This is a genomic window from Myxococcus sp. MH1, assembly GCF_059738865.1.
On the sequence record NZ_AP026947.1, the window covers coordinates 1316503 to 1340942 of the forward strand.

The window sequence follows — 24440 nt, forward strand, 5'->3', positions numbered from 1 at the left end:
GCCCGTGTCACGCTTCATCTATGTGGTCCATGTCCTGCCCGGCCGCGTACGGCTGAGGCTCCCGTGGCTGCGCGAGCATGGCTCGGTGGCCAACGAGCTCGCCGAGGGGCTCTTGCGCATCCGCGGCGTGGACGAGGTGGAGGTGCGCCCCTTCACCGGCAGCGTCCTGGTCCTCCACGACGCGGACGCTCTTGATTTGGAGGACGTGCTCGCGATGGTGCGGAGGCTCACGGGCGTGGACCTCGTCGTGCGCCAGGGCGAGGAGGCGCCCGAGGAGGAGGTGCTGCTGGAGGCGCTGGCGATGGGCAGCGACGTGGCGCTCGCGACCAGCCGCTTCGTGAAGGGGCTGGACGTGGAGGTGCTCCGCGCCACGGGAGGCAAGGTGGACCTGGGCTCGCTCGCGTCGCTGGGCTTCGCGGTGGCGGGCGCGGCCAAGGTGATTGCGACGAAGAAGCTGCCCACGCCGGACTGGTTCAACCTGGCGTGGTGGGCCTTCGCCACCTTCTCGGGCGTGGAGCGCACCGCCATCGGCAACACGGCCTCGCCGGTGCGCACCGGGCCCCGGGAGTCACCGTCCCCCGACGATGACGTCCCGGCGGGCGAGCCCTCCTAAGTAGGTCGCCAGAAGTTCTCTAACAAATCGCGTAGCCAGAAGCCCTCGGCGAGGCAGCCGGCCTTGCGGAGGGCGTCCCGTGCAGAAAGGCCCAGCACCCATCGGATGGCGGCGCCGACGTGCTGCTCGACCGTGGGGTACTGACGGTTGGCGGAAACGCGTTGCTTCAGGGAGCGCCACAAGTGGTCCATGCAGTTGAGTTCTGAGCGCTGCTTGGGCAACAGCAGCAGGTGGATTCCGAGGCGAGCGGCGAGCTGCTGGGACTTCTGGGCCGTGTGACAGCTGGCGCGGTCCAACACCAGCAGCAGAGGGCGACCGGGGTAGGCGGCACGCAGGGCGCGCAGAAAATCCATGAAGTCTTCGCGTCTGGCGCGCTGGGTTGCCAGCAGCACGCGCTTGCCGGTGCGAGGGTTGATGGCGCCCCACAGTGTGCGCTTGGCGTTCTCGCCTGTAATCGGCACCACGGCCTGCTCTCCCCTGGGGGCCCAGGCGGCGCGCAGCGGCGGAAACCACCGCAGCACCGTGCTGTCCATGACGAGCAGCACGGCCCGGGGGAACAGGCGTTTGAGCCGTTTCAGACGGCGGACAAGGCCCCCTTTTTCTGCCCTGGATGGGGCGCCGCCGTGGCGTACACGTACCGTGGCCGCTTCCACGCCAGGCCCGCCTCGTGCAGCCGGCGGCGCAGTGTACGGGGCGACACCTCGATGCCCTGTCGCTTCAGGTGCGTGCACAGCAGCGGCACCGTCCAGCCGTGGCTCGCCCAGGACTGCTTCTCTGGGCTGCCTCGGACGACTTCGCGCAGGCGCTCGGCCGTCAGGCGCGGCGCATTCCTCGGCCGCCCCTGCCGCGGGGCATCTCGCAGCGCTTCGGGGTCACGCTGCGCCAGATAGCGCTCCAGCCAGAAGTAGACGGCTGGCCGACTCAGGGCTGCCAGATGCGCAGCCTCGCCCGGGCCTTTGCCCTCTGCGAGGAGTCTCACTGCCAGTAGTCGACGGAAGTGGCGGGCGTCGCGCACGCTTCGCAGCGCATGCTCCAGCTTCCGCCTGTCCTCTGCTGTCAGCCCCAGTTCGGCAGGGCTCCTTGCCGGTCGCATGGTCCAGAAAATGCGCATGCGACCGGCATTTGTCTCGGAACTTCCGGCGACCTACTTAGCTGTTCCAGTCGCTGTGCACGAAGCCGGCGTCGGGCTTGTCCCGGCGCTGGTACGTGTGCGCGCCGAAGGCGTCGCGCTGGGCCTGGGTGAGGTTCTGCGGCAGCTCCGGGCTGCGGTAGCTGTCCAGGTACGCCAGCGACGCGCTGAACACGGGGACGGGGATGCCCACCTTCGTCGCCGTGCCCACCAGCTTGCGCCACGCGGGCGCCAGCTTCTCGAGCACCGGCGCGAACGCGTCCGACACCAGGAGGTTGGGCAGGTCCGGCTGCTTCGTGAAGGCCTCGCGCAGCGGGGTGAGCAGCTTCGCGCGGATGATGCAGCCGCCCCGCCAGATGCGCGCCATCTCCGCCAGGGAGATGTTCCACTGGTACTCGTCGGACGCGGCCTGGATGAGCCGCAGGCCCTGCGCGTACGTCACCACCCGCGCCGCGTACAGCGCGTCATGCGCCCACGCCGCCAGGTCCGCCTTCTCCTCCGCGGACAGCGAGGCCCCAGGCCCCGGCAGCTTGTGGCTCGCCGCCACGCGCTGGTCCTTCATCGAGGACAGGTTTCGCGCGTCCAGCGCGGAGGCGATGGAGGGCACCGGCACGCCCAGGTCCAGCGCCACCTGCACCGTCCACTTGCCCGTGCCCTTCTGCCCGGCCTTGTCCAGCACCAGGTCCACCAGCGGCTTGCCCGTCTCGGCGTCCTTCTTGCGCAGCACCTTGATGCTGGTCTCCAGGAGGAAGGACTCGGCGATGCCCTGGTTCCACTTCGTGAACAGCTCCGCCACGCCCTCCGCCGACAGCCCCAGGCCCCGGCGCAGCACGTCGTACGTCTCCGCGAGCAGCTGCATGTCCGCGTACTCGATGCCGTTGTGCACCATCTTCACGAAGTGGCCCGCGCCATCCGGCCCCACGTGCGTGACACACAGGCCCTCGTCCGTGCGCGCGGCGATGGCCTCCAGCACCGGCTTCACCAGCGCGTACGCCTCCGGGGGGCCGCCGGGCATGATGGACGGGCCGTGGCGCGCGCCCTCCTCGCCGCCGGACACGCCCACGCCCAGGAAGTGCAGGCCCTTGGACTTGCACAGCTCCTCGCGCCGCCGCGTGTCCTGGAACCAGGAGTTGCCCGCGTCCAGGATGACGTCGCCCGGCGACAGCAGCGGGAACAGCCGCTCCATCATCTGGTCCACCGCCGTGCCCGCCGTCACCATCAGCAGGATTCGCCGGGGGCGCTCCAGCCCCTTCACGAAGTCCTCCAGCGACGCGAAGCCCTTCAGCGACGGATGCCCGTGCTGCTGGTGCATCTCGTCGATGCGCTCCGCATGCCGGTCCCACACCGCCACCCGGAAGCCATGGTCCGCGATGTTGAGGGCCAGGGCCGCGCCCATGACTCCCATGCCCGCCACGCCGAACTGCGCGCCCGTCTGGGCGCTCGCTGCCGCACTCATGATTCCTCCGACAAGGCCCGCTCACCGTCCCGCGGCGGCGGTGTCCATCATCCACTGCGCATTCGTCACCCGGGCCGCCGGCAGCGCGGAATCCCGCCCGAGCGCCCGCTGCACCGTCTTTCGCTTCCCCGCGCCCGCCACCAGCATCAGCACCGCGTTCGCCGCCAACAGCGTCGGCATCGTGAGCGTCATCCGCCAGGGCGGCGGCTTGGGGCCCACGACGGACAACACGCGCCGGCTCTGCTCCTCCAGCGCCGGGTGGCCGGGAAAGAGGCTGGCCGTATGCCCGTCCTCCCCCATGCCGAGCAGCACCACGTCCAGCACATCGGGCAGGCGCGCCTCGTAGTCCTTCGCCGCGGCCTCGCGGTCCTCGCGCTCGCCCTCCATGCGGAACACCTGCGAGGGCGACAGCCGCAGCGGCCCCACCAGCGCCTCCTCCACCAGGTGGTAGTTGCTGTCCGGGTGGTCCGGCGGCACGAAGCGCTCGTCCACGAAGTACAGGTCCACCCGCTCCCACGGCAGCGTCAGCCGCGACAGCTCGCGGTACGCCGGCGCCGGGGTGCTGCCACCGGACAGGGCCAGGCTCGTCCGCCGCTTCATCGCCAGCGAGGTCTGTAGCGCGCGGCCCATCCACTCCGCGGCCTCGCGGGCCAGCAACTCCGGGGGAACGACGCGCGGAGGCAGCGCGCTCATAGCAGCGTCCACCGGCGGCCGTCGCGGGCCAGCAGCGCGGAGGCGGCCTGCGGCCCGATGCTCCCGGTCGCGTAGGGGTGCAGCGTCCCGCCCTCGCCGGACTCGAGCGCCTGGAGGATGGGCGTCACGTACGCCCACGCCTGCTCGACGCTGTCCTGCCTGGCGAAGAGCGTGGCGTTGCCGCGCATGCAGTCGAGCAGCAGTCGCTCGTACGCCTCCGGCACCGGCTTGTTGAAGCTCTCCGCGTAGTTGAAGTCCATGGTGACGCCCGCGATGTTCACGTCCTCACCGGGCACCTTGGATTCGAAGGAGAGGGCGATGCCCTCCTGGGGCTGGATGCGCAGCGTGAGCACGTTGGGCTGCAGGCGCTGGCAGGTGGCGCCCTCGCCGGAGAACAGGCCGATGGGCACCGAGCGGAAGTGGATGGACACCTCTGTCAGCCGCTTCTTCAGCCCCTTGCCGGCGCGCAGGTAGAAGGGCACGCCCTCCCACCGCCACGAGTCGACGCTCAGCTTCATGGCCACGTACGTGGGCGTGCGCGAGTCGGGCTTCACGCCCTTCTCACTCAGGTAGCCCTCGTACTGACCGGCGACCACGGAGCGCGACACCTCCTTGCCCTCCACCGGACGCAGCGCGCGGAACACCTTGTTCTTCTCGTCGCGGATGTCCTCCGCGCCGAAGGACACCGGCGGCTCCATGGCGCACAGCGCGAGCACCTGGAGCAGGTGGTTCTGCACCATGTCCCGGATGACGCCCGTCTCGTCGTAGAAGCCGCCGCGGCCCTCCACGCCAATCTGCTCGGCCGCCGTGATTTCGACGTGGTCGATGTGGTTGCGGTTCCACAGCGGCTCGAAGATGGCGTTGGCGAAGCGGAAGACCAGGATGTTCTGGACGGTCTCCTTGCCCAGGTAGTGGTCGATGCGGAAGATCTGCTTCTCGTCGAGCACCGCGGCCAGCTCGCGGTTGAGCTCGCGAGCGGTCTCCAAGTCCCGTCCGAAGGGCTTCTCGATGATGAGCCTGTGCCAGGGCGTCTGGTGGGGGCGCTCCTCGCGCTTGAGCAGCCCCGCCTCGGCGAGCCCGTGGAGGATCTGGGGGAAGGTGGAGGCGGGCGTGGCCAGGTAGTAGAGCTGGTTTCCCTGGGTGCCCTGCTGCTGGGACACCTGCTCCAGCTTCTCGCGCAGGCGGGCGAAGGCGGCCGGGTCGTCATAGGCGCCGGAGACACCCTCCAGGCGCGGGGCGAACTTCTGCCACGTGGCCTCGTCGAGCGGCTGGGTGCGCGCGAACTTCTGGAGGCCCTCCTTCACGTGCTGACGGAAGGCGTCGTTGTCCAGGGTGGAGCGGCTGAAGGCGACGACGGAGAAGTGGTCCGGCAGGAGGTTGGCGCGCGCCAGCTCGAAGAGGGCGGGGAACAGCTTGCGCTGCGCCAGGTCCCCTGTCGCGCCGAACAGCACCACCGTGCAGGGGTCCGGTCTCGTTGCCCTGAGCAGCGGGTCTCCCTCTCGGGGATGCGTCTCGATGTGCAGGCCCTGCGCGTCCATTCCGCTGCCTCCTCGATGTGACTGCCGTGGGCGGCCACCTTACGCCCCCCTCGTCGCCTCGCGGCAAGCCAGAGTGCGCGCAGTGACGTGCGCGTGACGTCTGGAGCGTTCGAAAGCGCTCCCCAGGGGCCTGCTCTAACAGTCGGAGGGCACCCTCGCCATGGCTGTTATCCTCGCGCCGCCATTGCCTGTGCTTCGGCCCAGGCAGGAGTTGTCGGGCTTGGGCGGAGTGATGCGCGTGCACGCTTGCGGCCCGGGACGGATGACGCCGCCTCCAGCCGACGGCGGACCCGGTCCTCCGCGAGGAGGCCTGTCCGAGTCCCGGGTGCTGCGCGGAGGCCTGGTCGGGATATCGTCGTCCCTCGCCGGCTGGCTGCCCGCCTGTCGGAGGGTCATCCCATGCGCTGGAGGTCCCTGCTGTATGTGCCAGCCGGGTCGCGCTATGTCGGTGAGCCGATGCGCCCCCGTTCCGAGCACGCACCCATGAGCCCTCCGCGATGAAGTACGTCATCACCGTCTGGTTCTGGCTCGTCTTCCTGACCACCGCGCCCATCCTCTTCACGCTGGGGGCGCTGCTGCTCCTGGTCACCTATCCGGTCGACAAGGACCGCCGGATGCTGCACTGGCTCGTGTGTCACTGGTGCCATGGGCTGTGGCTGCACGTGTCGCCGTTCTGGCGCACGCGCTTCGAGGGCAAGGAGCTGTTGCCCTCCGGGCCCTGCGTCATCGTGGTCAATCACCAGTCCGCCATGGACATCCTGGCGGTCATGGGGCTGTACCACCCGTACAAGTTCGTGGCGAAGGCGTCGCTGTTCTCGCTGCCGCTGGTGGGCTGGATGATGACGCTGCTCGCGTACGTGCCCATCGTCCGCGGCTCGTCGCAGGCGATGCATCAGCTCCTGGACCCGTGCCGGCGCTGGCTGCGCCGAGGCATGCCCGTGCTCATCTTCCCCGAGGGCACGTACGCGAAGGGCGGCCAGCGTCTGCCCTTCAAGCGCGGCGCGTTCCAGCTCGCGGTGGAGGAGCACGTGCCCGTGGTGCCCGTCGTGGTGGAGGGCACCACGGAGCTGCTCGAGGGCGACGGCCCGTGGCTGAATGCCCGCGCCTCCATGCGCGTGCGCGTCCTGCCGCCGCTGCCGCCCGAGTCGCTGGGACAGGACCCGGTGGAGCTGGCGGAGCGGGTGCGCGGGCTGTACGAGCGCACGCTGTCCGCCAACGGCTGAGCCGCGCATGGGCTGGGTGCTCTGGGCGCTGGAGACGTCATGGGCGGTGGCCGCCGCGTGGGCCCTGTCCGCGGCGCTCCTGCGTGAGCGCTCCACGCTGGAGCGCTGGATGGCCGCGCTCCTCTTCGGCACCGCGAGCGTCCTCACCAGCGTGCAGGCGCTGGGGCTCGTGGGGCAGCTCGGTCGACTCCAGCTGGCCCTGGTGGGCTGCGCGCTCCACGGCGGGATGCTCGGCTGGAGCGTGCGGAGGGTGGGGCTCGCGGAGCTGCGCTCTCGGCTCGTGTCGGATGTGACGGCGCCGGTGCGGCTGTGGCGTGACATCCTCGCGCGTCAGGAGCTGGCCGCGTGGGCGCTGTTGCCGGCGGCGTGTGCGCTCATCGTCTCCGGCTCCATCGCGTGGCACTTCCCCAACTGGGCCTGGGACGTCGTCTGGTACCACACGCCGAAGACGAGCTACGCGGTGCAGACGGGCCGCATCACCTGGGTGGACACGTCGGTCTGGTACGTCAACGGCTACCCCGAGCTGACCGAGCTGCTCTCCGTCTGGCACGTGCTGCTGCCCCATCACTCGCGGCTGGAGGACCTGGCGCAGCTCCCCTTCGGCCTGCTGGGCGCGCTCACCGTGGCCGCGTTCTGTCGTCGCGCGAGCGCCAGCCCCGCGCTGTCCGCGTCGCTGGGCGCGATGTGGCTGGCCCTGCCCGCGGTGGCCCTCCAGCTCCACACCACGCACGCGGACGTCGTCGCGGGCGCGCTGTTCATCACGGCCTTCTACTTCCTCACCGAGCGCGACTGGAGCCCCACCGCGCGCACGCTGACGCTGCTGGCGCTCGGCCTGTACGCGGGCACCAAGGTGACGGGGCTCTTCCACCTCGCGCTCGTGTCGCCGCTGCTGCTCGTCAGGGGCGCGCTCGTGCTGCGCGCGGCGAAGGGGGCGCGAGGGCGGGTGCTGGGGCAGACGGGGCTCGCGCTGCTCCTGCTCTTGTGGATGGGGGCGCCCACGTACGTGGAGAACTCGGTCCGCACGGGCAACCCCTTCTGGCCCGCGCGCATGAAGATGCTCGGGCATGAGCTCGAGGGGCCCATCGGCGCGGAGGAGATCGCCGGTCCTCCCGCCTTCTTCGGCGCGCCCGGCGCCTTCGAGCGCATGGTGCGCAGCTGGACCGCGCCGGAGGGCATGTACTGGCCGGACGTGCGCGAGCGCGCCTTCGGCTGGCTCTTCCCGTACCTCCTGCTGCCCGCGCTCCTGTGGGTGAGCGCCACGGCGGTGTTCAGTCGGGAGCGACTGTCGCGGCTCGCGCTGCCGTTGCTCGCGGGCCTGTCCGTGCTGGTGCCCGCGGCGTGGTGGGGGCGCTTCACGCTGGGGCTGCCCGCGGCGGGGCTCGTCGCCTTCGCGGTGCTGCACCGTCAGGTGGGGACGCGCTACCTCCAGGTCCTCTTGTCCGCGCTCGCGGCGTTCCTCTGCGTGGCGTCCTATGCGAAGGCCTCGGTGGGGTATCAGGTGCTGCCCACGATGGGGCGCCGCGCGGACCCGTCCCTGCGCGACGAGGACCGGGTGCGCATGCGCATGGGCTGGCTGTGGACGCCAGAGGCGGCGCGCCTGCGTGAGCGGGAGCTGCGGCCCGGTGACGTGGTGGCGTACGACAGCGCCACGTCGTTCCTCGGTGAGTACTGGACGTGGGATTTGCGCAACCGCGTCGAGTACGTGAATCACGAGGGGAACGACGGGGTGTATCTCGACCGACTGCGCGCGCTGTCGCCGCGCTGGGTGAGTGTGCGCAAGCACAGCCCCGCCGAGCGCCTGCTGCTCTCGCGCGCCCGCGCTTTCGAGAGACTGTTCGACTGTCCGTTGAGCTCGGCCGTCATGTATCGCGTCACCGGGACCGACTGGTAGGTGGATGGCACCGCCCGGGGTTGGATGGCACAGCCTCGCTGAAAGGATTCGGTGGGGCGGAGTGCTCGGGTGTCCTGCGTCTGGATGACCGAGCAGGTCTGCACGTCGTGTGCGGTATCTTCCCGCGCCATGCGCCAACTCGTCCCCCTGCTCCTGCTCCTGGCGGCGCCCGTCTGGGCCGCGGTCCCCTCGGGTTTCGTCGAGACTGTCTACACCTCCAATGATTTGAGTCAGGCGACGGGGATGGCGTGGGCGCCGGATGGCTCGGGCCGCCTGTTCATCACCCTCAAGAACGGTCCCATCCGGGTCGTCTCGTTGAAGGACGGCCTCCCGGAGACGCAGCCGGGGAACACCACGCTGGTGACGCGCCTGTTCGCGACGGAGCCCGCGGTCCACACCAACAGCGAGTGCGGTGTCATCGGCATCGCGTTCGACCCGAACTACGTGGCCAACCGCTACGTCTATGTCTTCGTCACCGTGTCCCCGACGGAGCAGCAGATCGTCCGCTACACGGACGTCAACGGCGTGGGCACGGCGCGCACGGTGCTTGTCTCGCGGCTGCCGACCCGTGGAGAGAACCACGATGGCGGCGGCATCGGCTTCGGTCCGGACGGCAAGCTGTACTTCGCGATTGGTGACCTGGGCAACGGCACGGGCGTGGACGCGGACCTGACGTCGCTGGCGGCGAAGGTGGGCCGGGCGAACCGTGACGGCACGCCGGTCAACGACAACCCGTTCAACGATGGCGTCGGTCCGAACAACGAGTACATCTGGGCGCGCGGCTTCCGCAATCCGTTCACGCTGACGTTCCAGCCGAGCACCGGCCAGCTGTGGGTCAACGTGGTGGGCACCGGCTACGAGCAGACCTTCGTGGTGCCCCGGCGCGGGCACGCCGGCTACAACGACTACGAGAACAACCAGCCGGCCGGCAACGACTACATCACCCCGGTCATCAAGTACCGCACCAACGGCTTCGACACCCGCACCCTCACGGCCACCGGGGCCGCGCGCACGGGCGGCGTCACCACCTTCACCACCACGGGCAATCACGGCTTCCGCAAGGGCGAGAAGCTCACGCTCGAAGGGGTGGGCGATGCCTCGTTCAACGGGGACTTCTACGTCGCGAGCGTCCCCAGCGTGACCACTGTGGCTGTCGCGCAGCCGGGCCTGCCGGATGCCACGAGTGGCGGCGGCACCGCGAAGACCCAGCGGCTGGGTGGCTGCATGAACGGCGGCGTGTTCTACGACGCCACGCTCTTTGCGCCGGAGTACCGCGGCAACTACTTCTTCGGCGACTACAACGAATCCACCTTCATGCGCGCCACGCTGGCCCAGGACAACACCGTGGCGACGGTGGACATCTGGGGGACCAGCTTCACGTCGTACGTGGATGCCTCGGTGGGGCCGGACGGCGCGCTGTACACCATCGGTGTCTCGGGTGGGCGTCTGCGCCGCATCGTCCCCACCACCACGGGTCAGCGCCTGGTGGTGACGAACCTGTACCCGCGCGTGATGGAGGGTGGGAAGGCGACGTTCACGGTGGGCCTGGCGGAGGCTCCCACGACGTCCGTGGTGGTCGACGTGTTCCGCGCGCCGGGTGGCAGCTCGGACCTGCGCGTGTCCGGCGTGGCGACGTTCACCTTCACGCCGCGGGACTGGAGCACGCCTCGCGTGGTGACGATTGACGCCCTGGAGGACGCGGACAACGAGGTGGACACCGCCACCTTCACCGTGGCGTCGAGCGGCCTGACGTCCGAGTCCGTGCGGGCGACCACCATCGAGGACAACTCCGCGCAGCTGGTGCTCTCCTCGAGCAACGTCGCGGTCCCCGAGGCCGGCACGGCCACGTTCGACGTGTCGCTGACGCGCCAGCCCTCGCGCACCGTCACCGTCACCGTCAGCCGCGCCTCGGGCGATGCGGACCTCACCGTGGAGTCGGGGGGCTCGCTCATCTTCAACGCGAGCAACTGGAACGCGCCCCAGACGGTGACGCTGCGGGCCGCCGCCGACGCGGACAACCAGGACGGCGTCGCGCTCTTCTCGGTGGTGGGCTCGGGGTTGGACGCGCGCACCGTGACGGCGACGGAGGTGGACGACGAGGACCTGTCCCCCATCATCACCTCCACCGCGCCGACACAGGCCGTGGTGGGCAATGTGTATCGCTATGACGTGGAGGCGAGGGCCCGGCCCGCGGCGACGTACTCGCTCACCACCGCGCCGACGGGCATGTCCATCGATGCGGCCACCGGCCTCATCACCTGGACGCCCACCGCGGTGTCGACCACGGGCGAGGCCGTCACCGTGCGCGTGGCCAACAACGTGGCGCCCGAGGCGACGCAGTCCTTCACCGTCACCGTGAAGCAGGACGACGCGCCCGTCGCCGTCCTCACGCGTCCCACCGCGGACGAGCGTGTGTCCGGCGCGGGCGCCGAGTTCTACGGTGACTGCCAGGATGATGTGGGCTGCACGCGCGCGGAGTTCTTCGTGGATGGTGTGCAGCGCTACGTCGACGAGCGCACGGACAACCACTTCCACTTCGGCGGCGAGCACAACCGCTGGGACACGACGGAGCTTTCGCCCGGGGGACACCTGGTGCGCTTCGCCGTGGTGGACACCTCGGGACAGCGGCACCAGGTCGAGGTGAAGGTGTGCGTGGGCGAGGGCGACTGCACGCTGGTCCCGCAGCAGGAGCCCGACGCGGGCTCACAGCCGGATGCGGGGACGGGGCTGGACGGAGGCACGGGCTCCGATGGCGGGATGAGCCCGCCGGACTCGGATGAGGACAGTGGCTGCTCGTGCGGCAGCGCGCCGGTGGGCTCGCTGGCGTGGGCCGCGCTGACGGCGCTGGCGCTGATGCGCCGCAGGCGTCGTCAGGACTGAGCGCGTCGTCGCGAGTGCGGTGGGAGCGCTTGCCCGGTGGACAGATGCAGGGCGTCCGCCAGGGCGAGCGCGGGCGCGACGAGGGCCTCGAGGTCCTCAGGAGAGGTGGGCACGCCCTCCTTCGCCACCTCCAGCATCCCCGCGATGATGCAGAGGCGGTGGTAGTGCCGGTGGGCGCGCAGCAGGGGCTCGCGCAGGGACGGTGTCAGGAGCAGCTCCCGGGTCCTGGGGGAGAGGTCGCGCAGGTTCAGGGCCGCGTCCAGCGCCGCGTCGCCCACCTCCTCGTCCACCTTGCCGAAGAGCTTGAGGAACTTGTCGCCGACGGTCTCCGTCTCGAGCTGGAGCTCCTGGGGCAGGGCGTCGGTCAGCTCCAGGCGCAGCACCGTGACGAAGCGGGCGCCCTTGCCGGTGCCGTGCTTCTCGGTGAGCAGGGAGAGCTGCTGCTCGCGGTAGAGCCCCTGCACCTCGAGGACGTCACTGGCCTGGCTGAAGGTCCAGCCCTGACGGGTGGCGAAGATGCGCCAGGCCTGCCGCTGCTGGCGCTTCTCCCGGGCTCCCAGGACGATGATGCCGAGGGCGATGAGCACCATCAGCGCGAGCATGAGGTACGGGGCGTGCTCGGAGGACATGGCGCGAAGCATCTCCGTCCGGGACCTGGCGGGCCAGTCTCCCCAGCGGGTTCTTCCGTGTCTTCCAGACTCGCGGGGCCGGGTGGCTCGGCAACCCCCTGGAATTGCAGCGGCCTGGGCACATGTCAGAGGGAGCGTGTAAGGGAGCAGGCGCCCGGCGCTTGGAGCGGGTGGCTTCCCTGAAGGAGGCTGCCGGCCAGCCCGAGTGCCGTGGGGTGAGGGAGGGTGAACGCGGGATGCGCTTGCTGCACACGTCGGACTGGCATCTGGGACACACGCTGTACGACGTCTCGCGCGAGGCGGAGCACGGCGCGTTCCTGGAGTGGCTGCTGGACACGCTGGAGGCCCAGGCGGTGGACGCGCTGCTGGTGGCCGGCGACATCTTCGACACCGCCAACCCCAGCGCCGAGGCCCAGGCCGCGTGGTACCAGTTCATCGCGAAGGCGCGCCGGCGGCTGCCCCGGCTGGACGTGGTGGTCATCGGTGGCAACCACGACTCGGCCGCGCGCCTGGATGCGCCGGACCCGCTGTTCGCGGCGTTGGGCGTGAAGGTGGTGGGTGGGCTGCCGCGCGCGGGTGGGGTCTTGGATTTGGAGCGGCTGCTGGTGCCGGTGCACGACGCGAAGGGGCACGTGGGCGCGTGGGTGGCGGCGGTGCCGTACCTGCGGCCCTCGGACCTGCCGCCGGTGCGCGAGGAGGTCGGGGACAGGCTCGTGGCGGGGGTGAGGGCCGTGTACGAGGAGGTGCTGGAGGCGGCGCGGCTCCGGCGTCGGCCGGGGCAGGCGCTGGTGGCCATGGGGCACTGCTACATGACGGGCTCGGAGCTGTCGGAGCTCAGCGAGCGGAAGATTCTCGGCGGCAATCAGCACGCGCTGCCCGTGGAGCTGTTCCCCGAGGACGTCGCGTACGCGGCGCTGGGGCACCTGCACAAGGCGCAGCGCGTGGGCGGACGCGAGGGCGTTCGCTACAGCGGCTCTCCGTTGCCCTTGTCGCTGTCGGAGGCGAACTATCGCCATCAGGTGTTGGTGGTGGAGTTGAAGGACGGGGTGCTGGAGGGCGTGGAGTCGGTGCCGGTGCCACGTCGGGCGGAGATGGTGCGGGTGCCCGCGCGGGACGCGGCGACGCTCGAGGAGGTGGTGGGGTTGCTGGAGGCGCTGCCGGCGATGGAGGAGGGCGTGCCGGACTGGCGGCGTCCCTACCTGGAGGTGTGCGTCTCGTTGCCCCGGCCCGAGCCGGCGCTGCGCCTGAAGGTGGAGAAGGCGCTCGAGGGACGCGCGGCGCGGCTGGTGAAGCTGACGCCCGCGTACACGGGGACAGGCGGCGCGCTGGCGGAGGCGCGGCCGGGGCTGTCGCTCCGTGAGCGCACGCCGGAGGACGTGTTCCGGGCGCGGTATGCGCGTGACTACGAGGAGCCTCCCACGGAGGGGTTGTTGGAGGCGTTCCACACGCTGCTGACGCAGGTGCAGGAGGACGCGTCATGAAGGTCCTCGGCATCCGGGGCAGCAACCTGACGAGCTTCGCGGGGAACTTCGAGCTGGAGCTGGACCGGCCTCCGCTCGACCGGCTGGGGCTGTTCGCGATTACAGGTGCGACGGGGGCTGGCAAGAGCACGCTCCTGGATGCGCTGTGTCTGGCGTTGTTCGACCGGACGCCGAGGTTGGGGGGACGGGGCGGCGTGCCGGTGGGGCGCGCGGACGAGGAGGAGGAGGCGCGGCTGTCGGCGTACGACGTGCGCGGCATGTTGCGGCGGGGCGCGGCCGAGGGCTTCGCGGAGGTGGACTTCCAGGGGAAGGACGGCAAGCGCTACCGGGCGCGGTGGAACGTGTGGCGGGCGCGCGGGCGGGCGGAGGGCCGGTTCCGGCCGCAGGAGATGAGCCTGACGGAGGTGGCCTCGGGGCAGCAGTTCGGCCGCACCAAAAGCGAGGTGCTGGTGGCCATCCAGGAGCGGCTGGGGCTGTCGTTCGACCAGTTCCGCCGCTCGGCGTTGCTCGCGCAGGGAGAGTTCGCGGCCTTCTTGAAGGCGGACGCGAGCGAGCGCGCGGAGCTGCTGGAGCGGATGACGGGCACGGAGGTGTACAGCCGGCTGTCCATCCGCGCGCACGAGAAGAACAAGGCGGAGCAGGAGGCGCTGGCGAAGCGGGAGCAGGGGCTGGCGGCGATTGTGCTGATGGAGGCACAGGAGCGCGGGGCGGCGGAGGAGCGGCTCGTCGACGAGGCGCGCGCGCGGGCGGAGGTGGAGACGCGGCTCCAGCAGGCGGAAGGCGCGGCGGCGTGGCATGCGGAGCGCTCGGCGTTGGTGCGGGCGTTTCGAGAGGCGGAGGAGAAGGAGGTCCGGGCGGCGCAGGCGCTGGAGGAGGCGGCGCCACGGGCGAGGAAGTTGGAGGAGGTGCGCGCGGCGGAGTCGTTCCGGGAGGTGGTGACGGCGGCGGAGGTCGCGGGGCGGCGATGGGAGGACGCGGAGGCGGCTCGGCGAGCGCGCGCGGAGGAGGTGGAGGCGGCGAGGGCTCGGGCCTTCCAGGCGGTGGGGGTGTTGAAGGGGGCGGAGGAGGCGCGGGCGGCGGCTCGGACGGCGCAGGAGGAGGCGACTCCGGCGCTGGAGGAGGCGGCGGCGCTGGATGCGCGGTGCGAGGCGGCGGCGCGCGACGCGGACGAGGCGCGGGTGCGGGCGAAGGCGTCGCGGGAGGAGGAGGCGAAGGCGCGGGGGACGTTGGAGCAGGTCGCGGCGAGGGAGGAGGAGGCGCGGGCGAAGGGGGAAGCGGCGCGGGCGTGGTTGGTGGAGAAGGCCCACTGGGAGGCGTTGGCGAAGGAGTGGCCTCGCTGGCAGCGGGAGCTGGAGCGGTACGAGGTGGCGCTGGGGGAGGGGAGCGCGGCGCGGACGCAGGTGGAGACGCAGCGCGCGGAGGTGGAGCGGCTGCGGGAGTCCACGCGACTGAGGACGCGGGAGCGGGACGCGGCGGCGGAGGCCGAGGCGCGGGCGCAGGCGGCGGCGACGCATGCCGAGGCCGCGTTGGGAGAGGGCACGGCGGTGGAGCGGCGCGTGCTGCGCGAGTCGCTGCTGGCGAGGCGGGAGGCGCTGCGGGCGCTGGAGTCGGCGCGACAGGGTTTGTGCTCGGCGGAGTCGGAGGCTCGACGGGCGGAGCAGGAGGCGGTGGCGGCGCGTGGGGAGGTGGAGGTCGCGGCGGTGGAGGTGCGTCGGGCGGCGGAGCGTCGGCTGGAGGGTGACGCGGCGCTGAAGGAGGCGCGGCGGGCGCTGTCGGTGGCGCAGGCCACGCAGGGCCATGCGGCGCAGCGGGCGCTCTTGCGCGAGGGCGAGGCGTGTCCGCTGTGTGGTGCGACGGAGCATCCGTATCGGCACGAGCTGCCGGCGCTCGACGGGTTGGTGGCGCAGTCAGTCGCGCGCGTGGAGACGCTGGAGGCCGAGCAGGCCGAGTGCTCGCGAGCGGAGGTGGCGGCGAGCGCGAAGCAGGCCGAGGCGCGAGCGCGGATGTCCCAGTCCGAGTCGCGGCGTGACAGCGCGAAGGCCCAGTGCGCGGAGCACGGCGCGGCCTGGGGGCGCGGTCGTGAGCAGTGGCGGCGAGTTGAGCCATTGCGCGACGGGTCTCCGGTTGAAGGCTCGTCGTCCACCGAGCCGTCCGGCGCGGCGATGCCTCCGGAGGCAGGCGCCTCGGTCGAGGCCGGGACCTGGCTGGAGTCCACGGTCGCGCGAGTCCAGGCGCGGCTCGCTGCATTGAAGTCGGAGGAGGAGGCCGCGGAAGGCCTGGAGCGCGCGGCGCGCGAGGCCCGCGCGGCGCTCGAGACGCAGCGCTCCCGCCGCGAGGTCGCTGTCGATGCGCTTCGCCGCGCGGAAGAGGCCTTCACGCGAGCGGAGAGCTCGCTGCGTGAGGGATTGGCGCGAGTCGAGGCCGCCGACGTGGTGGTGCGTCAGGTGCTCGCGGACGTGGGGCCCATCTTCGCGGCGGACACCGGGTGGGAAGCGAAGCTGGAGGCGGCGCCCGCGGACTTCCGCCAGAAGTGCGGCAAGCGCGTCTCCATGTGGAAGGAGCGGGAGAAGCTCGTCGAGGATGCGAAGGCCCTCGAGAAGCAGGAGCAGGAGCAGCGGGCGCGCGCGCAGGGACAGCTGGAGGCGAGCACCCGGCGCGCCGAGGACGACGCGGCCCAGGCGGCGCTCAAGGAACAGGCGCGCGCGGACGCGACCCGGGCCCGCGCGGCGCTGCTCGGCGGCCGTCCGACGCAGGAGGTCCGCGCGGAGCTGCGAGCGAAGCTGGACGCCGCCATGGCCGCATACGAGCAGGCGCGGGTGGCGGCCGAGTCCTCACGACAGGCGGAGAGCGTCACCCTGGCGCGCCTGGAGGACGCCGTGCGCGGCCTCGCGAGCGCACTGGAAGCGCGCGAGGCCGCGCGGATGGAACTCGAGCGGAGGCTGTCGGCGCAGGGCCTCTCGCTGGACGTGGTGAAGGCGCTGCTCGCGCACGACGCGGCCTGGTGTGAGGCGGAGGCCCGGGCGCTGTCGGTGCTTCGCGAGGCGCAGGCCCAGGCCCGCGCGGTGCGCGACGAGCGGCGGGAGCGTCACACGGCCCACGAGCAGGGTGGACCGCCGAGCCTGTCGGAGGAGGAGGCCTCCGCGGCGCGGGCGCAGCTGCGCGACGACGTGGAGGTCCGTCGTCGGGCGGAGGCGATGTTGCGCGCGAAGCTGGAGGCGGACGACGCGGCGCGGGCGCGTCACGGCAGCGAGGCGCAGGCGCTGGCGGAGCTGCGGCGGGCGGGCGAGGTGTGGAAGGTGTTGGGAGACCTCATCGGCTCGCATGACGGCAAGCGCTTCAAGGTCTTCGCGCAGAGCCTGACGCTGGACGCGTTGTTGCTCCACGCCAACGCGCATCTTCAGGAGCTGGCGCGGCGGTATCGCCTGATGCGGGTACCGGGGCACGACCTGGACCTGCAGGTGGTGGACGGGGACATGGGCGACGAGGTGCGCGGCGTGGCGAGCCTGTCTGGAGGCGAGAGCTTCCTCGTGTCACTGGCGCTCGCGTTGGGGCTGGCCTCCCTGTCGTCGGAGACGACGCAGGTGGAGACGCTCTTCATCGACGAGGGCTTCGGGACGTTGGACCCGGAGACGCTGGAGGTGGCGCTGGCGACGTTGGACGCGCTCCAGGCGACGGGCCGACAGGTGGGCATCATCTCCCACGTCTCGGGGCTGGCCGAGCGCATCGGCGTCCAGGTGCGCGTGGTGAAGCAGGGCGGCGGCCGCAGCCGACTGGTGGTGGAGGGCGACCTGGGGATTCCGTTCGCCGAGGTGCGCCGACTCGCGTGAGTCCTGGTGGTGGGCTGTTTCCATGGGGGTGGGGCAGATGCGCGAGTCGAAAGACCTCCTCGGGGATGCCGGCGTCGAGGTGTGCTTCGAGACCGTCACGGGCGGCATGCATGTCGCCCAGGTCGAAGTGGAGCACACCAGCGGGGCGGACTATTTCAAGGACCCGCTCGGCCGTCCCTGGGTGCGCAAGGTCGACATGGGCTGGCAGGAACTGCTGGCGGAGCTCGTCGGCTGGTACCTGGGCAACGCGCTGGGGGTTCCGCAGCCTCACGGGGCTTTCTTCAAGGGCCCGGGCACGGAGGTGGGGTGGCTCAGCGCGCTGATTTCCTCGCCGCTGCACTGGAATGGTGCGCACGCGCACTTCGTCAAGAACCTGGAAGGACTCGGGGCCATGCTCACGCTCGATGCGCTCATCCACAACCATGACCGCCATGCGAAGAACATCCTCCTGACCTCGATGGGGGATGAGCTGGACGTCTGGGCGTGGGCCATCGACGCTGGGGCTTCGCTGGTGGGCTATCCCCAGGACTTCTCCGATGCGGGCCTGTCGATTCCAGAAAAGCCCAATCTGGCCCGGGGCCTTCCTGTAGGGCTGCTGGAGGTTGGCGCCTACAAGGCCGCGAAGAGGGCAGCCGAGCTGGCGGGCTCCGTCATGTTGCGGCAATGCGTCCAGCAAAGCTGCATGCTTGTCGGGGAGTCGGGCAGCGACCTACTGTTCTCGGCGCTCTCCAGGCGCATGGAGCAGGCCACACAGCTCGTCGAGCGCTACATCCAGGTGGTTGGAGCAATCCGGTGATGACTCGCATCCGTCTCGTACATTACGTGCCGGACCCCTTCTCGGGGGCGAAGGTCACCATTGGTGCGCTCGTGGAGAGCGGAGCCCGGGTGGAGTTCGCGCGCTCCCCGTGGCTGCCCGCGCCCGGCTGTATCGGCGGACGCAAGTCGCACTTCGCAATGCTGGCCATCCTCGATGCGCTGGCCAGCCCCACGCGCTTCGACCTCCCCTCGGGAGAGGTCAGCCCGCTGGCCCGGCTCGGAGAGGAGCTTCTGCTGCCCCAGGAGGTGACGAATCCTCGCGCCTGGGTGGAGAAGCATCTGCTCCCCCAGAAGCCCGCGAGCGAGGCTGATGCCCGGGAGACCGTGCCACGAGGACCTCACCGGGACACGCTGGGGCAACGCTTCCTCGAGCAGTGGCAGGTGGGCCAGTTCGTCCAGCGGCGCTACTCACCCAGCCTCCTGCCGAGTACGCATGCGAAAGCGGCCCAGGAGATTTCGCAGTTCGTCGAGGGGCGACAGGAACTGCTGTTGATGGAGCCCATCGTCGGGACTCGCTCGCAGCTCGAAGAGGACCTGCGAGACATCAGCCAGGAGTTCCTCGCCTTCCGCGAGCTGTTCCGGAGCGCGAACCTGGACAAGCGCCCCCTGTTCATCGCCTACGTGATGACGCGAGGCCGTCAGGCCGCTGTCGGCGCCGCGGAGCTGGTGCTGTCGAAGGCCGCGGACTGGGTCATCAACGTGGATGACGCCGCCCAGCGTGAGCGCTTCCTCAAGCGAATCGTCGACGTGGGACGCTCGGGGACGCCACAGGGAACGCTGCCCTTGCAGTAACCGGGCGTTGAGCCCTCAAGCCCCCGGGCCCATGAGGCCGCGCACCACGGCGGCCACGGCCAGGGGCGTGGCCACGCGGTCATCCGTCAGCGAGGACAGCGCCCGCGCGAACTGCTCGGCGGAGCCGAAGCGCTGCGCGGGGTGGGGCGCCAGCGCCCGGTCCAACACCAACGCGAGCGCGTCCGACACCTCCGGCACATGCAGCCGCACGGGCTTCACCCGCGCGCCCCGGATGGCGGACTCCACTTCCTCTCCCGGCCCGGAGGGGAAGGGCGACTCCAACGACAAGAGCTCGTACAGCAACACCGCCGTCGCCCACAGGTCCACCGCCACGGACACCTCGCCCGCGAGCAGCTCCGGCGAGCGGTAGTGCTGCTTGCCCAGCCGCCGGGCGTCCAGCGTCATCCCCGCCCGCGAGCGCGCCACGCCGAAGTCCGCCAGCTTCACCTCACCGGTCCGCGACAGCAGCACGTTGTGCGGCGACACGTCACAGTGCACCACGCCCAGCGGACGCCCCGTGGTGCTCGTCGCCTGGTGCGCATGCGCCAGCGCCTCCAACACCTGCCGGACGATGAGCACCGAGATGTCGATGGGCAGCTCGATGCGCCGCTTGCGGCACTGCGCCAGCACCCGCCCCAGGTCCGGCCCCTCCACCAGCTCCAGCGCCAGATAGCCGCCGTCGCGAAGCTCCCCGTACTCGACGAAGCCCACGATGTGCGGATGGCGCAGGCACCTGGCCAGCTCCGCCTCATGGAGCAGCTGCTCGTGCGCCTCGTCGTCATGCGCGCGCTCGGGACGCACGCGCTTGAGGGCCACCTGCTCCCCCGCGCGCGGCCCCTCCTTCACCCGCGCCAGGAACACCTCCGCCATCCCGCCGCGCCCCAGTCGCGACAGCAGCTCGAAGCGACCACAGTCGCGCGGCCAGTGCTCTTCTCCCCCCACGTCCATGTCCTATCCCGCCCCACCCACCAGGCTCGCCAGATAGCCGTCGAGCGTCCGCGAGAAGGTGGCGTCGTCGCTCAGGAACGCCAGCCCCACGCCGCCGTTGTACGGGTCATCCACCACGTGCACCACCACCGCCTCGCCCTGCAGGTGCTCGCCGTTGGGCAACGTCACGTCCACCGTGACGACGCTGTCGGGAGGAGGCCGGTGCGCGGTGCGCACGAACAACCCGCCGTTGGAGATGTTCAGCGCGTGCTCGCGCACGAAGTCCAGCTCCGTGCGGAACGCCAGCTCCAGCCGCACCGCGAAGCGCCGTCCCCGCCGCTGCGGGCTGCCCGGCGGCGCCGCGGGCACCTTGCGCGGGTCCTCCTCCGACTCCGGCGTCGCGACGGGCGCGGGCGCGGGGGGCGTCGCGGGCTCCGCGGCGGGCTCCGGCCGCGTCGCCAGCGCGCTCACGTGCTGCGCCAGCGTGCGCGCCGCCAGGGCGCGCTCGTCGCCTCCGAACGTGCGACCCTTCGCGAAGGTGGTGTTGCGGAACGCATCCCGCTCCGCCTTGGGCAGACGCCACAACTCCACGAACGTCCCGCCGCTCTTCTTCACCTCATCCGCGAGCTGCTCGACGGACGCGCGCGGATAGCCCGGCGCCTCCACCTTCAGCTCCACGCCGGCCTGTTCGGCCTGCATCGCCACCACGAGCTGCATCGATTGCGCGGTAGGCAACAGCTTGCCCAAGCCCTCCACCACCGCCGCCGCGAGCTCGGGCGAGGCCCTTCCATTCCACAACGCCGCGAGACCGAAGACAGGCACGAAAGAGACGATAACCGACGCCTCCCAGGGCGCGAACACTGTTCGCAAACAGTCACGCGGCAATCCGTCCATGACGGTGAACAGAGAGCATACGAAGAGCGACGGTAAACTCGTACGCAGGGGAATAGACGCTGACCCGGGGGCCCGACTCTTCATAGACTTCGGATTCCCCCTGGCTCATCCAATACCCCCCCGGAGTCAGGGCCCTGGAGTCGAATGATGCGCAAGCCCCTCACCCGGCTCATCGCCTGCGTGCTCGTGTCAGCTTCGTTGCTGGCCGGCTGCGGTGGATCTGACCCCGACCCCAACCCTCCCGACAACACAGACGATGGCGGGACGAACAACCCGGACAGTGGCACGGATGCGGGCCCGCCGCCGCCGGAGGACGCGGGCGTCGAGCCGGACCCGGACCCGGACCCGGGTCGTGTTCCCACGGATGTGAACGACACGAAGAACCCGACCAAGGACTCCGACTGCGACGGCCTGACGGACGCGGAGGAGTTCGCCAACGTCTATCCCGGTGGGTTGAAGACGGACCCGGGCCTGCGTGACACCGACGGCGACGGAATCCGTGACGGCGTCGAGGTCGGCCGCACCAGCAGCGTTGATCCCAACTGCTCCTTCCGCGCGGACCTGGACCCGGACTCGCGCACCTCCCCCGTGAAGGCGGACACGGACGGCGACGGAATCCCGGACGGTCTGGAGGACACCAACCGCAATGGTCGCCGCGACCCGGGTGAGACGGACCCCAACGCCATCGACTCGGACGGCGACGGCCTCCCCGACGGCGTGGAGGACGCGAACAAGAGCGGCACGGTGAGCCCCGGCGAGACGGACCCGCGCAAGCGCGACACCGACGGCGACGGCCTGCAGGACGGGCTGGAAATCCAGATGGGCACCGACCCGCTCAAGCCCGACACGGACGGCGACTCGTGCGCGGACGGCGACGAGGACCGCAACCGCAACGGCGTGGTGGACCCCGGTGAGACGGACCCGAAGGTGCGCGACTGCGCCGCCTCCATCCCCGACGCGGACTTCGACGGCATCCCGGACTCGGTGGAGACGGCCACCGGCACGGACCCGAACAAGGCGGACACGGACGGTGACGGCCTGCCGGACGGCGTCGAGGACGAGAACAAGAACGGCAAGGTGGACGCGAACGAGACCGACCCGCGCCTGACGGACACGGACTGCGACGGTCTGCAGGACGGCCCGGGCCGCGACGGCTTCCTCGGCGAGGACGCCAACGGCAACGGCAAGGTGGACGGCAACGAGACCGACCCCACCAACCCGGACACGGACGGCGACGGTCTGCGCGACGGCCTGGAGCGCGGCGTGACGACGGCCAACGCGCCCCGCAAGGACTGCGGCTACTCCGGCGACGCGCAGCCCTCCAGCACGACGAACCCGAACAACCCCGACTCGGACGGTGACGGCATCGCCGACGGCGCCGAGGACGCGAACCAGAACGGCCAGGTGGACCCGGGCGAGCTGGACCCGAACAACCCGGCGGACGGCGCGCCCAACACCCCCGCGGGCCAGGCGTGCCGCGCGTCGAACCTGCGCCCGGTGACCTTCAAGGAGGAGAACGGCGCGGACATCCGGCTCGCGCTGCCGGCCACCTTCAAGGACGCCAACCTCACCAACATCACCGTGGCGGGCTCCACGGTGGGCGTCATCGGCTGGGACGACACCCGGCAGGTGACGGTGATTGCGTACAAGCGCGGCCAGGCGGGCGGCTCCACCACGCCCACGGGCGACGAGGCCGCCATCCGCGGCGCGTCGTTCAACACCGCGGCGCGCGAGGTGTCGCAGACGTTCACCACCTGGGATGGCTACGCCGCGCTGTCGGCGCGCTACACCCTGGCGGGCACGCAGGACCTGAAGGCCCTCACCAACACGCTGGTGCGCTCGATGGTGCCCAACAGCACCGGCTCGCTCGCGGGCACGGCGGGCATCACCGGTCCGTTCACCCTGCAGGGCCAGTACGTCCACCGCTCCAACGACAGCGTGCTGGTGGTGCTCGCCATCACCCCCACGTCCCGCTACAACGAGGCCGGCAGCCTGTTCACGCTGACGGACACGGCGGGCGGCTCGTCGCTGGCGCAGTTCGGTGACGCGGACGCGGTGCAGTGCGAGCTGTTCACCACGCGCGCGGCGGTGGTGGACTTCATCTTCGTGGTGGACGACTCCGGCTCCATGGCCAGCAGCCAGCAGTCGCTGGCGAACGCGGCCACGGCCGTGGCGAACAAGCTGGGCAACTCCACGCTGGACTGGCGTCTGGCGATGGTGACCACCAGCTACACCTCCACGAACACCAACCACGCCAACCGCAACGTGGTGCGCGGCTTCACCACCAACGTCAACCAGTTCCGCGCGTGGCTGACGGAGAACAGCGCGTGCTCCGGTGGCGCGTGCACCGTCGTCACCGAGGCCACGACCTGCTCGAGCAACCTGGACTGCTGGGTGCGCACCAGCGGCAACGGTGACGAGAAGGCGATGGACGCGGCGCGCGCCGCCATCAACGGGCCCATGGCGCCGTCGTCCACCAGCTCCGAGCCGGCGCGCATCCGCGCGGGCGCCAAGGTGGTGGTCGTCATCCTGACGGACACGCACGACTACTCGACCGACTCCATCGCCACGTTCGAGCAGTACTTCAAGGGCACGGGCACCACGCCGGCCACGAAGAACCCGCTGGGTCAGACCATCCAGGTCCACGGCATCATCTGCCCGCCGGAGCTGGCCACCAGCGACACCGCCACCTGGTGTCACGTGCAGGAGGACCCGCGCAACCCGAAGCACCTGGACATCATCCAGGCGACGGGCGGCGTGGTGGGCTCCATCCGCAACGCGGGCTCCATCACCACGACCATCAACGGCATCGTGGACAGCGTCATCGCGTCGGTGGGTCACCGCACGCAGCAGCCGCCCATCGGCGCCTCGGTGAAGGTGTCCGTGGGCGCGGTGGCCAACCCCACCACGTGCCCCACGCCGGCGGACCTGCCGCGCAGCCGCACCCACGGCTTCGACGTGGACGGCATCAACCGCACGCTGTCGTTCTTCGGTGGCTGCCGCCCGCAGGCGGACAACACCCAGGCCGCGGTGTCCTACCGCTACTGGAGCGACCGCACGACGAACCCCAACGGCGTGCCGCCCCCGTGCCGCAATGACCCGTACTACGACGCGACCGAGGCCGACTACTGCGACGGCAAGCTGTCGTGCAACCGCACCACGGACAAGTGCGAGTGCCCGTCGGACTGCGGCGGTGGCGGCGCCTCGGGCCAGGTCTGCAACACGGACCCGGCGGTGTGCTCCTTCACGTGCGCGCCGGACTGCGGTGGCACGTGCGGCACCTACGAGTCGTGCAACACGGCGACGTGCAGCTGCTCGTGCGTCCAGACGGCCACGTGCGCGGCGGGCTACAAGTTCGACCCGAACGTGTGCGCCTGCGCGTGTGACACGACGACGCTGAACTGCGGCCCCACCGCGCAGCCGGACGCGGCGTCCTGCTCGTGCGCCTGCAAGCCGGACTGCGGCGGCTGCCCGTCGAACACGGTGTGCAACCCGAGCCTCTGCGCCTGCGAGGGCGTCATCGGCTGATGCAGCCCCTCCGCGCGTCGGCCCCTCGTCGTGAGGCGGGGGCCGGCGTGGGAGGTGGCCCGCTCCCGGGGTGACTCGGGAGCGGGTCGAAGCAAGTACCCCGGCCCCGGAGGCTCACCTGCC

At 71.1% G+C, this 24440-nt stretch carries 17 protein-coding genes; 9 read left to right on the forward strand and 8 right to left on the reverse strand.

Annotation, left to right across the window (positions count from 1 at the left end; genetic code table 11):
- The first annotated feature begins 4 nt into the window (after positions 1 to 4).
- Positions 5 to 613: an HMA2 domain-containing protein gene (locus AC6JA9_RS05475; protein ID WP_223746037.1), complete on the forward strand. Its 609-nt coding sequence runs from the start codon at positions 5 to 7 to the stop codon at positions 611 to 613.
- Here the strand turns inward: AC6JA9_RS05475 and AC6JA9_RS05480 are convergent.
- The 5 genes from AC6JA9_RS05480 to zwf are packed head-to-tail and all read right to left on the reverse strand — an operon-like array spanning position 610 to position 5429.
- Positions 610 to 1266: an IS630 family transposase gene (locus AC6JA9_RS05480; RefSeq protein WP_223786110.1), complete on the reverse strand. Its 657-nt coding sequence runs from the start codon at positions 1264 to 1266 to the stop codon at positions 610 to 612. The genes AC6JA9_RS05475 and AC6JA9_RS05480 overlap by 4 nt on opposite strands.
- The gene (locus tag AC6JA9_RS05485; RefSeq protein WP_408889046.1) at positions 1188 to 1724 is read right to left on the reverse strand and encodes a helix-turn-helix domain-containing protein; all 537 of its coding nucleotides are present in this window, start codon (positions 1722 to 1724) and stop codon (positions 1188 to 1190) included. The genes AC6JA9_RS05480 and AC6JA9_RS05485 overlap by 79 nt, the downstream gene beginning before the upstream one ends.
- A gap of 37 nt (positions 1725 to 1761) precedes the next feature.
- Complete coding sequence (gene gnd / locus AC6JA9_RS05490; protein ID WP_223746038.1) at positions 1762 to 3198, reverse strand: NADP-dependent phosphogluconate dehydrogenase; 1437 nt, start codon at positions 3196 to 3198, stop codon at positions 1762 to 1764.
- A 21-nt stretch (positions 3199 to 3219) separates the two neighbouring features.
- A complete protein-coding gene (pgl, locus tag AC6JA9_RS05495) occupies positions 3220 to 3891 on the reverse strand; it encodes a 6-phosphogluconolactonase (protein WP_497959206.1) in 672 nt (223 codons plus the stop codon).
- Positions 3888 to 5429 (reverse strand): glucose-6-phosphate dehydrogenase, encoded by a 1542-nt coding sequence (gene zwf / locus AC6JA9_RS05500; RefSeq protein WP_267698029.1) that lies wholly within the window; start codon positions 5427 to 5429, stop codon positions 3888 to 3890. Before zwf ends, pgl begins: the two co-directional genes overlap by 4 nt.
- Before the next feature lie 497 nt (positions 5430 to 5926).
- Here zwf and AC6JA9_RS05505 point away from each other — a divergent pair, with 497 nt between their 5' ends.
- The 3 genes from AC6JA9_RS05505 to AC6JA9_RS05515 all read left to right on the forward strand — a co-directional run bounded on the left by AC6JA9_RS05505 (position 5927) and on the right by AC6JA9_RS05515 (position 11423).
- Positions 5927 to 6652: a lysophospholipid acyltransferase family protein gene (locus AC6JA9_RS05505; RefSeq protein ID WP_223746041.1), complete on the forward strand. Its 726-nt coding sequence runs from the start codon at positions 5927 to 5929 to the stop codon at positions 6650 to 6652.
- Between the two features lie 7 nt (positions 6653 to 6659).
- Positions 6660 to 8543: a hypothetical protein gene (locus AC6JA9_RS05510; RefSeq protein WP_497959207.1), complete on the forward strand. Its 1884-nt coding sequence runs from the start codon at positions 6660 to 6662 to the stop codon at positions 8541 to 8543.
- Positions 8544 to 8672: 129 nt separating this feature from the next.
- Complete coding sequence (locus tag AC6JA9_RS05515; RefSeq protein WP_497959208.1) at positions 8673 to 11423, forward strand: PQQ-dependent sugar dehydrogenase; 2751 nt, start codon at positions 8673 to 8675, stop codon at positions 11421 to 11423.
- Here the strand turns inward: AC6JA9_RS05515 and AC6JA9_RS05520 are convergent.
- The gene (locus tag AC6JA9_RS05520; protein WP_223746044.1) at positions 11414 to 12052 is read right to left on the reverse strand and encodes a hypothetical protein; all 639 of its coding nucleotides are present in this window, start codon (positions 12050 to 12052) and stop codon (positions 11414 to 11416) included. The genes AC6JA9_RS05515 and AC6JA9_RS05520 overlap by 10 nt on opposite strands.
- 236 nt (positions 12053 to 12288) lie before the next feature.
- Here AC6JA9_RS05520 and AC6JA9_RS05525 point away from each other — a divergent pair, with 236 nt between their 5' ends.
- The 4 genes from AC6JA9_RS05525 to AC6JA9_RS05540 are packed head-to-tail and all read left to right on the forward strand — an operon-like array spanning position 12289 to position 18968.
- Positions 12289 to 13533 (forward strand): exonuclease SbcCD subunit D C-terminal domain-containing protein, encoded by a 1245-nt coding sequence (locus AC6JA9_RS05525; protein WP_223783532.1) that lies wholly within the window; start codon positions 12289 to 12291, stop codon positions 13531 to 13533.
- The gene (locus tag AC6JA9_RS05530) at positions 13530 to 17360 is read left to right on the forward strand and encodes an AAA family ATPase (RefSeq protein ID WP_497959209.1); all 3831 of its coding nucleotides are present in this window, start codon (positions 13530 to 13532) and stop codon (positions 17358 to 17360) included. Before AC6JA9_RS05525 ends, AC6JA9_RS05530 begins: the two co-directional genes overlap by 4 nt.
- 37 nt (positions 17361 to 17397) lie before the next feature.
- Positions 17398 to 18156 (forward strand): hypothetical protein, encoded by a 759-nt coding sequence (locus tag AC6JA9_RS05535; RefSeq protein WP_408888096.1) that lies wholly within the window; start codon positions 17398 to 17400, stop codon positions 18154 to 18156.
- A 26-nt stretch (positions 18157 to 18182) separates the two neighbouring features.
- Positions 18183 to 18968, forward strand: coding sequence for a hypothetical protein (locus tag AC6JA9_RS05540; RefSeq protein WP_497959210.1), 786 nt, complete (start codon positions 18183 to 18185; stop codon positions 18966 to 18968).
- Positions 18969 to 18983: 15 nt separating this feature from the next.
- Here the strand turns inward: AC6JA9_RS05540 and AC6JA9_RS05545 are convergent, their stop codons facing one another.
- A complete protein-coding gene (locus AC6JA9_RS05545) occupies positions 18984 to 19916 on the reverse strand; it encodes a serine/threonine-protein kinase (RefSeq protein ID WP_223746048.1) in 933 nt (310 codons plus the stop codon).
- 3 nt (positions 19917 to 19919) lie between these two features.
- Positions 19920 to 20717, reverse strand: a complete 798-nt coding sequence (locus AC6JA9_RS05550) for a TIGR02266 family protein (RefSeq protein ID WP_223783529.1) — start codon at positions 20715 to 20717, stop codon at positions 19920 to 19922.
- Between the two features lie 219 nt (positions 20718 to 20936).
- On the opposite strand from AC6JA9_RS05550, the gene cglD reads away from it, so the two are divergent.
- Positions 20937 to 24317 (forward strand): adventurous gliding motility lipoprotein CglD, encoded by a 3381-nt coding sequence (gene cglD / locus AC6JA9_RS05555; protein ID WP_497960628.1) that lies wholly within the window; start codon positions 20937 to 20939, stop codon positions 24315 to 24317.
- The last annotated feature ends 123 nt before the right edge of the window (positions 24318 to 24440 follow it).

Coding starts and splice junctions, on each gene's coding strand:
- AC6JA9_RS05485 (WP_408889046.1), bottom strand. CDS start 1,724: ATGCGCATTTTCTGGACCATGCGACCGGCAAGGAGCCCTGCCGAACTG.
- gnd (WP_223746038.1), bottom strand. CDS start 3,198: ATGAGTGCGGCAGCGAGCGCCCAGACGGGCGCGCAGTTCGGCGTGGCG.
- pgl (WP_497959206.1), bottom strand. CDS start 3,891: ATGAGCGCGCTGCCTCCGCGCGTCGTTCCCCCGGAGTTGCTGGCCCGC.
- zwf (WP_267698029.1), bottom strand. CDS start 5,429: ATGGACGCGCAGGGCCTGCACATCGAGACGCATCCCCGAGAGGGAGAC.
- AC6JA9_RS05505 (WP_223746041.1), top strand. CDS start 5,927: ATGAAGTACGTCATCACCGTCTGGTTCTGGCTCGTCTTCCTGACCACC.
- AC6JA9_RS05510 (WP_497959207.1), top strand. CDS start 6,660: ATGGGCTGGGTGCTCTGGGCGCTGGAGACGTCATGGGCGGTGGCCGCC.
- AC6JA9_RS05515 (WP_497959208.1), top strand. CDS start 8,673: ATGCGCCAACTCGTCCCCCTGCTCCTGCTCCTGGCGGCGCCCGTCTGG.
- AC6JA9_RS05520 (WP_223746044.1), bottom strand. CDS start 12,052: ATGTCCTCCGAGCACGCCCCGTACCTCATGCTCGCGCTGATGGTGCTC.
- AC6JA9_RS05525 (WP_223783532.1), top strand. CDS start 12,289: ATGCGCTTGCTGCACACGTCGGACTGGCATCTGGGACACACGCTGTAC.
- AC6JA9_RS05530 (WP_497959209.1), top strand. CDS start 13,530: ATGAAGGTCCTCGGCATCCGGGGCAGCAACCTGACGAGCTTCGCGGGG.
- AC6JA9_RS05535 (WP_408888096.1), top strand. CDS start 17,398: ATGCGCGAGTCGAAAGACCTCCTCGGGGATGCCGGCGTCGAGGTGTGC.
- AC6JA9_RS05545 (WP_223746048.1), bottom strand. CDS start 19,916: ATGGACGTGGGGGGAGAAGAGCACTGGCCGCGCGACTGTGGTCGCTTC.
- cglD (WP_497960628.1), top strand. CDS start 20,937: ATGCGCAAGCCCCTCACCCGGCTCATCGCCTGCGTGCTCGTGTCAGCT.